Annotated in this window: 7 protein-coding genes; 6 read left to right on the top strand and 1 reads right to left on the bottom strand. The window is 35.0% G+C overall.

Going from position 1 to position 17106, the window contains the following annotated elements; all coding sequences use genetic code 11:
• Nucleotides 1-12: 12 nt before the first annotated feature.
• The 4 genes from IEV84_RS02950 to IEV84_RS02935 all read left to right on the top strand — a co-directional run bounded on the left by IEV84_RS02950 (nt 13) and on the right by IEV84_RS02935 (nt 8090).
• Entirely contained in the window at nt 13-3297 is a 3285-nt protein-coding gene (locus IEV84_RS02950) for a SusC/RagA family TonB-linked outer membrane protein (protein ID WP_229732581.1), read from the top strand.
• A gap of 16 nt (nt 3298-3313) precedes the next feature.
• Entirely contained in the window at nt 3314-4912 is a 1599-nt protein-coding gene (locus IEV84_RS02945; protein ID WP_188492249.1) for a RagB/SusD family nutrient uptake outer membrane protein, read from the top strand.
• A gap of 124 nt (nt 4913-5036) precedes the next feature.
• Nucleotides 5037-7034 (top strand): glycoside hydrolase family 127 protein, encoded by a 1998-nt coding sequence (locus tag IEV84_RS02940; RefSeq protein ID WP_188492247.1) that lies wholly within the window; start codon nt 5037-5039, stop codon nt 7032-7034.
• Between the two features lie 228 nt (nt 7035-7262).
• Nucleotides 7263-8090, top strand: coding sequence for an SMP-30/gluconolactonase/LRE family protein (locus tag IEV84_RS02935; RefSeq protein WP_188492245.1), 828 nt, complete (start codon nt 7263-7265; stop codon nt 8088-8090).
• Between the two features lie 282 nt (nt 8091-8372).
• On the opposite strand, the gene IEV84_RS02930 is transcribed toward IEV84_RS02935, so the two are convergent.
• Entirely contained in the window at nt 8373-10988 is a 2616-nt protein-coding gene (locus tag IEV84_RS02930) for a glycoside hydrolase family 3 C-terminal domain-containing protein (RefSeq protein ID WP_188492243.1), read from the bottom strand.
• Between the two features lie 280 nt (nt 10989-11268).
• Here IEV84_RS02930 and IEV84_RS02925 point away from each other — a divergent pair, with 280 nt between their 5' ends.
• Both IEV84_RS02925 and IEV84_RS02920 read left to right on the top strand, forming a co-directional pair.
• Entirely contained in the window at nt 11269-15618 is a 4350-nt protein-coding gene (locus tag IEV84_RS02925) for a two-component regulator propeller domain-containing protein (RefSeq protein ID WP_188492241.1), read from the top strand.
• A 647-nt stretch (nt 15619-16265) separates the two neighbouring features.
• Nucleotides 16266-17102 carry a hypothetical protein gene (locus tag IEV84_RS02920; protein WP_188492239.1) on the top strand — a complete coding sequence of 279 codons (837 nt, stop codon included), beginning with the start codon at nt 16266-16268 and terminating at the stop codon, nt 17100-17102.
• Nucleotides 17103-17106: the final 4 nt, after the last annotated feature.

Below are 17106 nucleotides of genomic sequence, written 5' to 3'. Positions count from 1 at the left end.
ATTACCAAAAGTATGAAATTATTACCAAAAACCAAGCCGATAAACCATTGGCCAATTACTAACGCCTGGAAAGTTATGAAGTTAACCTCCATTTTAGTTGTTGCATTAACTTTTCAAGTTTCGGCAGCAGTATCCTCACAAACCATTACTTTCTCCGGAAAAAATGTTCCGTTTAAAAAAGTAATATCGGTCATAAAAAATCAAACTAATTATGTTTTTTTCTATGACATGGCTATTTTAAAAAATGTTAAGCCAATTTCTATTAATGTTGTAGGTGCTCCCATTGAGAAAGTGCTGGAACAAGCTGTTGCAGAAACACCCATTACCTGGATAATTGAAGGGAAAACAATTTCGTTCATTCCTAAAACTGAAAGACTAAAAGAATCTGCTAATTTGTTTTTAGTACAGCAAAATGTAGTCAAAGGTAAAATTACTGATCAGCAAGGATTTCCATTACCAGGAGCTACCATTCTGGTAAAACGAACTAATAAAAGCACTACTACAGATTTAGACGGAAATTATACTATTGAAGCTTCGGGAACTGATGTTTTATCGTTTTCTTACATTGGATATACTACAAAAGAAATTACAGTTTCAAGCCAAAAAACAATTAATGTAAGCTTACAGGAAGACATAGCTGATCTAAAAGAAGTTGTGGTTGTAGGTTACGGAACTCAGAAAAAGGGAGACGTAACCAGTGCTGTGGCAAGCGTAAAGGCAAAAGATTTTAATCAAGGTCAGGTAAAAGATGCTGGTCAGTTGATACAAGGTAAAGTAGCTGGTCTTGCAATCACTAATAATAGTGGTGATCCTACAGCAGTAACATCTATTAAACTTAGAGGAAATAATACACTTTCTGGTGCTTACACAGATCCGTTGGTACTTATTGATGGAATTCCGGGTGCTCTAAATACTGTTGCTCCAGAAGATATAGAAAGTATTGATGTACTTAAGGATGGATCTGCCGCTGCAATTTATGGAACACGTGGTACTAATGGTGTAGTTTTAATTACCACGAGAAAAGCAAAAGGAGGCGAAATTGATGATGTTCAATATACAGGTTATGTAAGTACATCTAGTATTGCAAGTAAATTAGATATGCTTTCCAGTCAGCAATTTAGAGAACTTTATCCACAGTATGACAAAGGGAGTAATGTAGACTGGCTTGATCAAATTAGCCGTAAGCCTATTACGAATGTGCATAACCTTTCTATGAGAGGAGGAAGTTCTAAAACTAATTATTCAGCTAATCTTAATTACAATAGTCAGCAAGGTATTATGCTTAAGTCTGATAATAATACTTTTAGAGGTCGTATTGATATTAACCATCGTATGTTTGATGATAAGTTGTTGGTTAGATTTTCTATTTTAGGAAATGAAAATAAATTTGCTTCAACAACAGACGCAGGCAGCTTTAACGGTGGGGCTTATTGGCAGGCATTACGTAGAAATCCTACCGATCCTATTTATAACGCAGATGGTACTTATTATCAAAATAAAGATAAATTGGATTATTTGAATCCTATAGCTTTATTAAATGAAGCTGATGGGAATGTTAAGACATCAGAAATCAGATATAATAGTACATTGACATACAATCCAATTAAGGATTTAACTCTTAATGCCCTTTTCTCCTATGTGAAAGAAAATAGAGCAACCGGTTATTCAGAAACACTTCAGCATTCATCAGCAACAGTATATGGTTTTCCAGGATATTCGTCTATTTCAGGATTAAATCGAATGGAAAAACAAACTGAACTTACTGCTAAATATGATAAAACAATCGATAAGAATAAATTCAGCGTATTAGGTGGTTATAGTTATATTGAATCTGATATTGAAAGATCTAATATGTCTAATTACGGTTTTCAGGATGATTATTTTGGTGGATGGCATAATATAGGAGCGGGATCAGCACTTCCATTAGGTCTTGCAACAATGAATAGTTCTAAAAATCATGCTAATCTTATCAGTTTATTTGGTCGTTTGACTTATGCCTATGATGATAAATACCTTTTAATGGCGAGTTTACGTCATGAAGGAGCCAGTCAGCTTTATGGTACCAATAATGCCTGGGGTACATTTCCAGCGGTATCTTTAGGATGGAAAATAACCAGTGAAAATTTTATGAAAAATCAGACTTTGTTTGACGAAATAAAGCTTCGTGCCGGTTATGGTGTTACTGGTTCGCAACCCGCAAATTCATTTCTGGGTGTAGCATTATTACAATATGGAGATTTTACTTTGGTAAACGGACAATGGGTTAGAACAATTACGCCTGCTTCAAATCCTAATCCCGATTTAAGATGGGAAGAAAAGAAAGAAACGAATATTGGGGTTGATTTTTCAATGTTTGGTGGTCGTCTTTCAGGATCTATTGATGCTTACAACCGTAATGTAGATGGATTGTTGTATTCTTATAATGTGCCTACACCTCCTAATTTATATCCTACAATTGTTGCTAATGGTGGTACGATGCAAAATAGAGGTTTAGAAGTTTTAGTATCTGGAATACCAGTGAAAACTAATGATTTTGAGTGGACAACTACAGGAACCTACTCGACTAACAGAAATGAACTTAAAAGTTTGGATGGAGCCTTTAAGACGCAGTTTGATTATTTTGATACTGGAAATGTAAATTTTGAAGGAATGACAACTTCATCCCACAGAGTACAGGTTGGTCAGCCAGTAGGTAATTTTTATGGCTTTAAAGTGGTAGATGTAGATGAAGAAGGTAAGTGGGTATATTTAAATGCTGCAAATGAAAGAGTAAATTATGATGATTTTGCTCAGAGTCCTACAGACAGACGTGTAATAGGTAACGGATTACCAAAATGGTATGCCAGTTGGATTAATACATTTAGATACAAAAATTTTGATTTAAATATGAATGTTCGCGGTGCCTTTGGTTTCCAGGTAGTTAATGAGGCTCGTATGAACTATGAAGGAACTCAAAATGGATATGCTGATAATCGTCTTTCTTCAGTAAATGATTTGGTTTTTGGAAAAGCATTATTGAATAATACGATAGCACCTCAATTTAATAGTTATTATGTCGAGGATGGAGATTATGTTAAAATTGATAACATTACGCTTGGTTACTCATTCAAAGAAATGAAATCTTCTGTTTTTAAATCAATAAGACTTTATAGTACAGTAATGAATGTATTAACAATTACAGGCTATAAAGGAATTGACCCTGAGGTTAATACATCAGGTTTGAATCCGGGTGTAGACAGCAGGAGTAGATATCCTACTATAAGATCATTTACTTTAGGAGTGCAAGCTCAATTTTAATTCAAAAAGAGATATAATGAAAACAAAATATATATTTTTAGCAATAAGTACTATCATGTTATTTAGTACCTTTTCGTGTACTGAGTTAGTTGACGATAGTTATGGATCTGTTATTTCAGAAAATTATACCCCAAGTACAGAAACAGACATCAGTGCATTAGTAAATGCAGCATACATACCTTGGAGAAAAACAATGCTTTTATGGAATGGAGTTGTAAGGGCTCAGGAACTTCCCGCTGATCAGGATGTACTTCCTGCACGTACAGGTATAGGTTGGGTAGATGGATATGTTTATAAAAGAATGCATGAACATACATGGACTTCAAGTGATGATGGTGTTTTGCAGCCATGGAGCCGTACTTTTGAAGGCGTTAATACTTGTAATCGAATAATATACCAAATTGAAACTGGCAAAATTGCTGTTGAAGATGAGAGAAAAACAGCTCTTTTAGCTGAACTTAAAGTACTTCGTGCTTCTTATTATTACATACTTGTGGATTTATATGGTAATGTACCAATTGTTACTGATTTTAGTGATACAAGTTTGCCAAAACAGGCTACAAGAGCTGAAGTTTTTGATTTTATAGTAAAAGAAATTAAAGATAACATAGGAATCTTATCAGAAACCCCAAGAGGTCTTTATTATGGACGTATCAACAAATGGGTAGCAAATACTTTATTGGCTAAGATGTATCTCAATGCTCAGGTATGGCGTGGACAAGCTATGTGGGCTGAATGTATAACTGCTTGTGATAACGTAATAAATTCGGGTCATTATTCTTTAGAAGCAAATCAAAAAAATGTATTTATAACTGAGAATGAAAATTCAAATGAAATAATTTTTGCACTTCCTTTTGATGAGAAATATGTAAAAGATTGGAATGCATTTGACTTTCATATGTATACCTTGGCAAGTGAAAATCAAAAGACCTATCAATTTACAAATTCTCCATGGGGTGGAGTTTGTGCAACTCCACAATTTATAAATTCATATAATCCAAATGATGCTCGTTTAAAAGAGAATTTTATTGCTGGACAACAATATGCTATTACTGGCGAGCCATTGTCAATTAATTATACAAATGCAGTTCCATCAATAGATGAATCAGATAAAGATGATGGACTTCGTTGGGGCAAATTTGAATATGCTATTGGCGCTACAAATCGTTTAAGTAATGATTGGCCAATGTTTCGTTATGCAGATATATTACTTATGAAGGCCGAGGCTTTACTAAGATCTGGTCAGCCGGGAGCAGGTACTTTGGTAACAGAAGTTCGTGCAAGAGCATTTACAAGTAATCCTGCATTGGCTGTAGTAACCGATGCGCAATTGATGCTGGGAAGTAATTATGATTATGGAAGACGTGATAAAAATTCTCAGACTTTTGAAGGTGGCGCTGATATTGTTATGGGAAGATTTCTTGATGAGTTAGGTTGGGAGTTTACACAAGAAGGACGCCGCCGTCAGGATCTTATCAGATTTGGTGTGTTTTCAACAAAATCATGGTTTTCACATAATGCAACTAAAAATAGTGATTTTAATTTATTTCCGATTCCTAATAATGTATTGTTGACAAATTCTAATTTGGATCAAAATCCGGGTTATATAAAATAAATATCAAATGGCGGACTTTTGTCCGCCATAATTATTAATTAACTCATTTTGAAATCAGGAGTAGAATTCAATAGACTATCGAATCATTAGATAGAAATTGTGCTATTTAATAAACGCAACAATAATGATAAATTATAAATATTTAGGGATTACGTTTTTAGCCACGCTCGTAATAGCCTATTCGCAAATAAAAAATAAAACTGAAGCCCGGACTGAAAAAACGGCAGATAAAACGATATTAATTTCGGGTTATCCCATTAAGCCGGTAGCAATTAGTAAAGTAAAAATCACAGATAATTTCTGGCTGCCAATTATAAAAAAAGTACAGGAAAAAACAATAGAATATGCTATTCAGAAATGTACAGAAGAAGGTCGTTTTGAAAACTTTCTGATTGCAGGTGGCGTAAAAAAAGGTACAGTAAAAGGTAAGATGCCATTTGATGATTCAGATGTTTATAAAATTATTGAGGGAGCATCAAATTCGTTGATAAGTTCCCCGGATCCAAAACTTGAAGTATTATTGGATTCTCTGATAGCTATTATAAAAATAGCTCAGGAAAAAGACGGTTATCTTACTACCTGGCGCACTATAAATCCTGCTAAACCACCTGCTGACTGGGTTAAGGTTGATAAGGGGGTACGTTGGGAATATATGAATATGAGCCATGAAGAATATAATGCGGGACATATGTATGAAGCGGCTGCTGTGCATTTCAAGGCAACAGGAAAGCGTAATTTTTTAGATATTGCCCTTAAAAATGCCGATTTTTTTGTAAAAACCTTTGGAGAGGGTAACGGACAGATTTTAGCAGTACCGGGACACCAGATTATTGAAACCGGATTAGTAAAATTATACGAAATTACCGGAAAGAAAGACTATTTAAAACTAGCCAAATTCTTTTTAGACCATAGAGGGGATTCTAATAAAAAGGAAAACTATAAAGAATATGCACAGGATCATAAGCCTGTAGTGCAACAGGATGAGGTGGTAGGTCACGCTGTCAGAGCCGTATATATGTATGCAGGTATGACTGATATTGCCGCTATATATAAACACAAAAGTTATCGTGAGGCAGTAGATAAGCTTTGGAATAATATGGTGGAGAAAAAAATATATGTTACCGGCGGTATTGGAGCCAAACACGATGGTGAAGCTTTTGGTGCAAATTATGAGTTGCCTAATCTTACCGCTTACAACGAAACTTGTGCAGCTATTGGAAGTGTATATTGGAATAATCGCCTTTTTAATTTTACCGGTGATGTAAAATACAATGATTTACTGGAACGAACGATGTACAATGCAGTGATATCGGGTATGTCATTAAAGGGGACAGAATTTTTTTATCCTAACCCTCTTGAATCTGATGGTAAATACAAATTTAATATGGGGGCATGTACGCGCTCAGGCTGGTTTGATTGTTCATGTTGTCCAACTAACTTAATCCGTTTTATACCTGCTATACCTGGTCTTATTTATGCGCAGGAAAAAGAAACGCTTTTTGTAAATCTGTATATGAGTAATAATGCTGATATATCCCTTGCCAATAACAAATTGAAAATAAGTCAGGAAACTAATTATCCTTGGGACGGAAAGGTAAAACTCGACATTAACCCTGAAAAAGCATCCGTGTTTACTATAAAATTACGAGTTCCCGGATGGGCCAGAAATGAGGTGATGCCCGGAGGTTTGTACAGTTATAAAGACAAATCGACTGCTTTGCCAACATTGATCATTAATGGGAAAAAGCAGGATGCCGTAATTACGAATGGTTATTTTGTAATTAACCGTAAATGGAATAAGGGAGATAAGATTGAAGTTAATTTTCCGATGGGTATTCGTGAGGTGATAGCGAGTGAAAAAATTGCAGAAGATCAAAATAAAATAGCTTTAGAATACGGACCGCTTGTTTATGCGGTTGAAGAGGCTGATAATGCTGATGTTGACGGTATAACGGTAAACAGCAAAACTTCGTTAAAAGTTACGGTACAACCTGATTTGCTACACGGAGTTCATGTAATTCAGGGTTCAAATGATGAAAAGAAATTTACTGCAATCCCATATTACAGTTGGAGTAACAGAGGTATTGGCAAAATGAAAGTTTGGCTTCCGAAAAAGGAATAAGTTTAAATATTTAGAAACTAGTCAGGTATTGTTAAAGTAATTTTAATTATAAAAAGGTTGGTTAGATGGTGTTAAACAGCAGATTCGTTTGGTTAGAATCGAATTGTTTACACATAATGCCTGTCGGTGTGGTTTCCGACAGGCTTTTTTTATGGAAGTAATTGAATAAATTTTATTTTTGTTATTAATGCAGAGTCAGCTCATTTAAAAACTAAAGATTATAATATTATGAAATACAAATTTTTAATCCTATCCGCCTTTATGGTGCTAAGTTTAACCACAAAAGCCCAGCAGCTTTCAAAACCAATTTGGGAGAGTCAAAATCTGGCTGTACCCGAATCGGTGTTGTATAGCGCAACTGAAAAAAGTTTATATGTAAGTCTGATTGACGGAGCGGGCAACGTAAAAGACGGAAAAGGAGGCATTGCAATTCTTAATATAGACGGTAGTGTGAAAAAAGCCAACTGGGTGGAAGGCTTAAACGCACCCAAAGGTCTGGCACTTTATAAAAAAACGCTTTTTGTGGCAGATATAACCGCTGTAATAAGTATTGATATTGTAACTGGAAAAATTATTAATAAACTGGAAATTGAAAATGCTGTTTTCCTGAATGATGTAACAGTAGATAATAAAGGAGTGGTTTATGTATCCGATACGCGTACGAATAAAATACACCGCATAAAAAATGGACAAAGTGAACTTTACCTGGAAAATGTAACCAATGCCAATGGTTTAAAATGGATTAATAAAAACCTCTATGTTTTGGCTGGAACTGAGCTTTGGAAAATTGACGAAAATAAAAACAAAACTGTTATTGCCAAAGGTTTTGAAAAGCCCGGAGATGGTGTGGAGCAACTTAAAAATGGCGATTTTATAGTTACATGTTGGGCAGGTTTAATTTATTATGTAAAAGCCAATGGCGTAATCAATAAATTACAGGATGTACAAGGACAAATGAATACTGCTGATTTGGGTTATAATGCAAAGGAAAACCTCTTGTATATCCCAACGTTTAACCATAACAGTGTAATTGCTTATAAATTGTTGATGGATTAGAAATTAGAGAGCTTTATAACAAAAAATAGCCTTTGCAGTAATGTAGAGGCTTTTCTGTTTTTAAAATGGTCAAGGTGAAAAATGAAGCAAGTCCAAATATATCTAAAACAAAAAATCCAGTCTAAATGAATAAACTGGATTTTTCTAAAAAAGCTCCCCAAAATATTGTTTTTTCGAACCGATTTATGGATGATTTTGAGAGGTTGTATGTTTTGAGTGTTGAATATAACGACTGGTAATTATTAGTAAAAGACTCCTGATAAAGTGTAGGCTTAAAAAAGTCTATTTTTCCGCAAGAATTAATTTGTCATTTATTTTAAATCTAGTAATCTGATTGTCATTTGATCCATCCGGAAGTTTACCTCCTACAGATACTGTAAACCATCCCGGTTCTACAACACGTTGGTCTTTGTTATTGATTAAAGAGAGTTGCCTTGGTGTAATTGTAAAACGCACCGTTTTAGTTTCCCCTTTTTTAAGATGAATGCGTTCAAAACCTTCTAATTGTACAATAGGTCGTGGAGTAGAGGCTTTTTCATCTTTTAAATACAACTCAACTACTTCATCTCCGTCATAGTTACCGGTATTAGTTACATCAACCGATATTTCAAAATCTTTTTCAGCATTAATATTACTTGGAATTTGAAGATTATTGTATTTGAATTGGGTATAACTCAAACCAAATCCAAAAGGATATAGCGGTTTTTTATCAAAATAACGATACGTACGGCCTTTCATATCATAATTTTCAAAATCAGGAAGCTGGTTTACTGATTTGTAATAAGTAACCGGCAATCGACCGGCAGGATTGTAATCGCCAAAAAGAACATCGGCAATGGCGTTTCCACCTTGCTGACCAGGATAACCAGCCGTTAAAATCGCCGGAACATTATCATTTGCCCAATTAATGGAAAGTGCGCTTCCGTTGATTAAAACCAAGATAACAGGTTTTCCTGTGGCTACAATAGCTTTCATCAATTCTTCCTGATTGGACGGCAAATCAAGACTGGTACGGTCTCCGCCATCAAAACCATCGGCTTCTACTTTCATTTCTTCGCCTTCCAAGCGCTCATTTAATCCCAATACAAGAACTACAGCATCCGCCTGATTAGCCACCTGAACCGCTTGCTGTAATACATTCTCTTGGGGTTCTGCCCATAAAAGTTGAGCTATAGCATCGCCATAGAAGTTTTGGTATTTTACCTCTATTTTGTATTTTTTTCCTGCTTGTAATTCAATTTTTTGTGAACGAATACGAGGACTATGGTTGTTTTTTCCGCCGGTACTTTTTCCACCTTCAATTTCAACAGTCATAAAGGGTTTTGACCATTCCGAAATGGAGTAGGTTCCCGTTTTTGGAGCGATTAGATAACCCGTCCATCGCACACTGTAATTACCCATTTTTAAACGGGAATCAGGAGTGTCAATGTCCCAATGAAAATCGATATTGTCATCTGTTCTTGTAAATAAAGGTTTTCCTTCCCATTTGCTATTATCAAAGTATTCTGCTGTTAAGCCCTGTATACCGTTTTCATTTTGAAAATAAACGGACGGAATAACATTCATTTCAGGAACTCCTTTAGCAAGATCGGTACCTTTGGCATACAATACTTTTGCATTTGGCTCTAATTTGTTTTGGATTCCTTTTAATACCGTGATTGGATTGCTTGGAATACCGCTGTAATTCCCCCATAAGGATTGTACATCATTGGCATTAGGCCCAATTACAGCTACAGTTTTGATGTTTTTTGAAAGTGGAAGTGTCTGATTTTGGTTTTTTAAAAGAACGATACTTTTTTGCGAAGCTACCCGGGCCAGATAGTTGTGCGCATCGTTGTTGTTTACCGAAAAAGGAATCTGCGCATAAGGAACAATTGCTTCCGGATCAAACATTCCCAGTTTAAAACGGGCTGTAAACAAACGTTTTAAGGTAATGTCAATGTCGGCTTCTGTCAGCAATTTGCGGTCAAGAGCTTCTTTTAATGATTTATAACTGCTGCCGCATTCTAAATCCAAACCTGTTTTTACAGCCAAAGCTGAGGCTGTTGCAGCATCGGGAGTAATTTTGTGCCATTTCCAAATATCGGTGACAGCTCCGCAATCGGAGACGATATAACCATTAAATCCCCATTTGTTTCTAAGGATATCAAATAAAAACGGACTGGCGCTGGCCGATTCTCCTCTGAAACGGTTATAAGCTCCCATTACCGAGTAAACCTGACCTTCTTTGACCAAAGTTCGGAAAGCAGGAAGATAAGTTTCGTAAAGATCCCTGTCACTGGTTTCAGCATTAAATTGGTGACGCGATGGTTCCGGACCTGAATGTACTGCATAATGTTTAGCGGTAGCAATAACTTTCAGGTATTTTTTATCAGTACCCTGAAGGCCATTCACATAATTGAGACCTAATTGCGAGGTAAGAAAAGGGTCTTCTCCATAGGTTTCGTGTCCGCGTCCCCATCGAGGATCACGAAATATATTAACATTTGGAGACCAAAACGTCAATCCCTGATAGATGCCATGTTGGCCTCTTCTTAAATATTCGTGATGCTTTGCTCTTGCTTCATCCGAAATGGCACTGGCAACATCAAAAATTAATTGACGATCCCAGGAAGATGCAATGGAAATAGACTGTGGAAACACTGTTGCATATCCCGCTCTTGCCACTCCATGAAGTGATTCGTTCCACCAGTTGTATTCCGGAATACCGAGACGTTCTATGGCAGGTGAAGAATCCATCAATTGGCTGATTTTTTCGTCAACAGTCATTCTTGAGACTAAATCATTGACACGTTGTTCAACAGGCAAGGCAGTATTGGTAAACTTAAAATCCTGCTGTGCAAATGTGGTTATTGTTGTAAGACTAATAATAAACACTAATGAGTTTATTTTTTTCATATCATTTTTTGAGATTAATATTTAGGTTGATTTATATTAATAATGGTTTCTAATTTAGTAAAGATTTGACTTACTTAAATATAGGCAAAACAAAATTAGGTGATTGCGTTTCATTGTGTTGGGGTAAATCGCTATTTGAGGGATGTTGTAAAGCTTGAAGTTGTTTTTTTTGATTTTTAGGTTGTCCGAACGGTAGTCAAATTGCTATTTAAGTAGGTGTATTTAGCTAGGAAAAGCAGTTGTTTCAGGTTCGGACAGGAATTTTGATACTTTTGTAATTATGAAGATTTTAAAAAGAAATATAATTTTTATCCTTTGCTTTCTGATTTCAGGATTCTCTTTGGCTCAGCCATTTGGGGTTTTGAAACGTTTTATTGCTGATGCCAAGTTAAGTCAGTCGCGTATTTTAGAAATTCAACAAGATGAAAAAGGATTTATTTGGTTAGGAACATATATTGGTTTAATAAGATATGATGGCAATACTTTTCAAAATTTTGAAGTAAATCAAAGAGGCAAGTTAAATTTATTATCCAATCGCGTTTCGAGTTTTAAATTTGATAAAAACGGGCGAATTTGGATTAAGTCAGAACAGGATGAAATTTATTATTTTGACACTCAAAACTTAAGTTATCATTCCCCTTTAGAAGCCTATTCTAAAAAATATTCTAATAATTCATTTAAGCAATTCAGGCTGATGTCTTCGGGTAGAGTATGGTTGTTTTCAGATAATAAAAACGAAGCTGTTGCTTTTGAAAGAAATAAGGGAACCAGACTGGTTTATTTTGACCGGACTAAATTGAAAGGGGAAGGAATTCAGGAAATCTATGAGGATAGTATGGGGACAACCTGGTTTTTAACTAATAAAGGTATTTGCAGGTTAAAAAAAACAGCTGAGGTTCCTGAATATTTCTTTTTTAATATGATGAGACCTTCGGGCAAATCATACTCCTATAATTCGGTTTTGGAAACTAAAGACGAATTATGGTTTGCCGGAACTGCCGGTAAACTAACCCGTTATTCTAAACAGTCCAGTGCTTTTTTTGATGTTCCACTAGGAATAAAGGCCGATATTGATAAAATAAAGTACGTGCCTGGAAGTAAGGTAATTATCGTAACTAAGACACAGGGAATTGGTTATTATGATATAAAAACGGCTAAACTGGATTTATATAACAGTAAAACGGCATCAGGTTTCCCTGATGCCAATATTAAGTATTTGGGATTGACCCATTCCAGATACTTTTGGTTTGAAACCTCGGCTTCAGGAGTATATCGATTTGATTTAATTAGCAGAAAATTAAAACATTTACAAGTTGATTCCAGTGATCCTGCACAAGTAAATGTAACAAGAAAAACATTTCTGATTAAGGCTCCTGATGGAAGTATTTGGGTTCAGCCCAATGGCGGAGCATTAGCTTATTGGGATAAAAAGAGAGATAAGTTGTTGTCGATATCACATGCGATGGATGAAACTGCTGAGCTTGTTTCTGATGTGATGCACGCAGCCACATTTGACAGGCTGGGGAATTTATGGTTTTGTTCTTATCGACAAGGTTTGAATTTAATGACTTTTGATAACAAACATTTTTCAACTTTAAAATTAGATGTATCGTCTGGCAGAAAAAAAAATAATGTCAGAAGTTTAATGGCTGACAGAAAAGGTAATCTTTGGGTAGCCAGTCGTACGGATAAAATCACATTATTTGATACTAAAAAAAGAAAGATAGGTGTATTAGGATCAGATGGAACTATGTCTGCGGGAAGTCCTGGCTGGGGTGCTGATATTTATCACATGATGGAGGATAATAAAGGACGAGTTTGGGTTGGTACCAGAGGTAACGGATTGTATTGTTTGCTGCCAACAGCAAAGGCTTTTAATTATAAAGTAATTCATTATAAGTACAATGAGGCGAATCGATACAGCATTAGTTCGGATGATATTTATAGAATTTTTCAGGCTGGTTCAGGGCAGATTTATCTGGCTACCTGGGGTGGGGGTGTCAATTTAATCAGAGAGTCCAATTCTAAAATTTATTTTGTTAATTATAGAAATGAATTGAAAAATTACCCGATAAAATCGGCTGACAGGGTTCGTTCTATTGTTGAAAGTAAAAATAAGCAACTGTTTTTTATTTCCTCTTATAAGTTATTTTCTTTTTCCGGAAAAAAACAATCTCCCAATACATTACAATTTAAGGAATATCCGCAGGTTTCAGGTAATGATATTCTGGATATGCTGGTAACATCAGAAAATAAATTAGCCTTGGCAACTAATGGAAAAGGGATGTTATTGGTTGATTTGAATCAAAAAAAGGAATTAAAAGTACAATCTTTTGGCGAAGAAACCATTGGTTTTCCAATTGATGGTGTTGTGGCTATGCAGGAAGATCGATTGGGGAAAATATGGCTTATGGGAAGTAATCAGATTGTACGATTTGATCCTACGAACAATTCTTCGGAAACTTTTCCTGAAATAAAATCCCTTATTGGCAACGAAATATTCTCCGAAGCAACTAAATGTCGTCTTCCTAATGGAGAGATTGTATCCGGTTATTCCAGCGGTGCCGTGGTTTTTAAACCCGAAAATATTAAACCTTTTAGATTCAGACCATATTTAGCAATTAGTAATTTCACCGTTAATAATAAGGAGTTGCATGAAATAAATCCTGAAACACCAGCTAATCCTGATTTATTAGAGGAAGTCAGATTGGAGCACGACCAGAATTTTTTCAGGGTTCAATTTTCGGCATTGGATTATGTGAATAACGAAAATATAATGTATCAATATAAACTAGAAGGTATTGATAATCAGTGGAATTATGTCAAAGGAGGGCAGTCTATTAATTATACTAATTTGAGTCGGGGAAAATATACGCTATTGATAGCATCTACAAACGATCATAATTTGTGGGTGAATAATGAGCGAAAAATTAAAATTACGATTCTGCCTTCGATTTGGTGGACTAATTTGGCAATAATGTGTTATATTTTGCTGGCAATCGCTCTTTTTAGTTTTATCAGACGTACTTTTTCTACCATCCTGAAATTGCGAAACGATGTTCAGATTGAGAAACAGGTATCTGAATTAAAGATGAAATTTTTTACTGATATTTCACATGAAATTCGAACGCCGCTTACCATGATCACCGCTCCGGTTGAGAAAATGTTATCGGATAATAATATACCCGAATCAGTAAAAATGCAACTTCAGGGAATTGAGCGAAACAGTAATCGTTTATTGAATTTGGTGAATCAGATTTTAGATTTAAGGAAAATTCAAAATAGAAAATTAGAAGTCAGAGCTATTCATTTGGGCGAATTTGCGGCTAAAGTATGTGAAAATTTCAGAGAAATAAGTTTACAGAGCAAGATACGTTTAGAGCTAAAAGTAAATGCTGCAACTCCTATTGTTTGGGCCGATGCCGATAGTATGGATAAAATTTTGGTCAATCTAATTTCAAATGCTTTTAAGTATTGCCATAAAGGCGATACAGTGGAAGTAGTTGTAGAGGAAACTGAAAAACAAGTTCTGATAAAAGTGAGCGATAATGGACCGGGAATCAATCCGGTGATTCAAAAGCGGTTGTTTGTGCGTTTTACTAATTACAACGAAAATCCAAATAATCCCAGTACGGGAATTGGTCTTTCGATAGTTAAGGATTTAGCCGATAAACACGGAGCAACCATTTTAGTGGATAGTGTGGCGGGTAAAGGGAGCAGTTTCCAGCTATGTTTCTTAAAAGGTTTTCACCATTTTAATGAAGATGTGGATATTTTATTTGAGGTAACTGATGAAGAGGAAACAGGAGGTACAGAATTTGAAAATGAATCTGTTATGGAAAAATCGGAAACGGAGGGCAAAGGGAAACCGGTAGGTTTAGTCGTGGAGGATGATCCTGAATTAAGGGATTTTATAGTATCGGTTTTAGAAGAAGATTATACTATTCATGTTGCTGAGAATGGTATTGAAGGTCATTTAAAAACCGCCAGATTGTGTCCTGATTTTATAATTAGCGATATTATGATGCCCCAAATGGATGGGATAGAAATGCTTAAGTTAATCCGCAAAAACATTGCAACAAGCCACATTCCGGTAATCCTGCTCAGCGCTAAAACCGCAATAGAAAACAAATTAGAAGGAATGGAATATGGTGCCGATGAGTATATGGTTAAGCCTTTTAATGTGAGTTATTTAAGAGCGCGTGTGAAAAATGTTTTGGAACAGCGCAAACGACTGCAACTTCTGTATTCCAGTGGAAATATAGCTGAGATTTCAGTTGAAGAGCCTTTGCAAATTTCAAATCAGGACCATAAATTTATGTTTCAGGTCATTAAATTAGTCAAGGATAATGTGTCTAAAACCGATTTTTCAGTGGAAGAATTAGGAAGGCTAATGTACATGTCGCGTGCCAGTTTTTTCAATAAATTAAAGGATTTAACCGGAGTATCACCTGTGGTTTTCATTCGGGATATTCGCCTGAATGAAGCTGCCGAGATGCTTAAGAATGAAGACATGCTTATAAAAGAAATTTGTTTTGAGGTTGGTTTTAGTGACCTGAAATATTTTGGAAAATGTTTTAAAGCGAAATTCAATTATACTCCTGCTGAATATCGAAAGCTTTATAAATAAATAGTTTTAGTTATTAGTTTTTTGTGAGATCCATAAGCAATGTAATAATTGTTTATGGATCTTTTTTATAGCCTAACTTATTTCCTGTTTTTTAATTAATAAGTCACTAAATAGTCTTATTAGTTACTCAGTAGATTTGTTATCAGTTATTTTTTTGGGGTATTTTTTTGTTATTCGTTTTTAAACTGAATTATTTTTAAGGTTTTATTGTTAATTGATTGTTTTTTTAAGTTTGTGGTTGATTTTATTTGGAATTTATTTGTAAGAAATACTATCTAAAACCATTATATTTAGATAATTACCCCTTGTTATTTATCAATTCGACTCCCCTTTTTTTTAGTTTTTGGGATTTGCAAATCCTCTTAGTAAAATCACCCGTATCGAAAAGCAATTTTTCTACCTGATTCGGATAGACTCTTTTTAGTTTTACATCGAACCAAAAAGTCTTTCGAGACAGTTTTTTTAACTAATCATTAATAAATAATTAAACTTATGGAACAAACAAACACTTGCATACTGCTGCTGTTTCTGCTCGGGATGTTATTAGTGTCTTACATCAAAAGTCGCATGCTGATAACCAAATTATCTCTGATAAAAAAAAGGACAGCTCAACACTTTAGAAACTTTCAATTTTAAATTGTATTATGATGAAAAAGATACTAAATAAGATTTTGGGATACGGGGTACTCCTTATGTTTATTGCCGCTTGCAATAATGATGAAGAAAAATACAATACTTCAGTTGTCCGTAATTTTGAAATTCAGATAAATGATGAGCCTTATGTTTTAAATACTGGGATCTCAACAAAATTTATTTTTATTTATAAAAATGATGGCGATTTTTTTGCGAATTACAGTTCTCATTTTCGTTTTGCTCTTGAAAATGGAGCGTACAAATTTCTCGCTACCGATCTTCCGGAGCAAATGGTTCCTTCGCCGGTGAATTTAAACGATTTGATTATTCCACAGGCTATTCATGCAGATCAAAAAGTAAATATTTCGGCAGCTATGCCTTATAAGTCTCCTTTCGAAGATTTGCTTACAATGAATATTCTAACCAGAACTGGAACATTACGTTTAAAGGCATTGGATAAAACGGCTGATCCGGCTTATACTAATATTAAAACAACTGTTGAGGTCAAACGAAGCGGTTACAAAGTGGCTGACGAAACTTTTATTCAGGAAGATATGGAGGTTTCAAGGACTAAAAAAACTACCACAGGGGGAATCAATTATACCGATGATTTTATAGTTTTCCAAACAGATGAAGCGGCTAATAACGTAAGTATTCGTATTGAGTTTATGAATAATGATATGGAGGTTGTTAGTACAAAAGAAATTTCAGGTTCTTTTCCAATTGTAGCAAATGCAGTCACCCAAATTAATTTCAATCTGAATGAAGCTGATACTCCAGTTATTGAAAACTATGAGGTAACTGTAAATGGAGAAGTCTATACGACAGCAAAGAAGATCAATCAGAAATAATAAA

Origin of the sequence: Flavobacterium palustre (genome assembly GCF_014639535.1) — a bacterium.
In the GTDB taxonomy this organism is placed as follows: Bacteria; Bacteroidota; Bacteroidia; order Flavobacteriales; family Flavobacteriaceae; genus Flavobacterium; species Flavobacterium palustre.
Note: the sequence above shows the minus strand (reverse complement) of the source record. Positions and strands in the feature narration are given on the sequence as shown.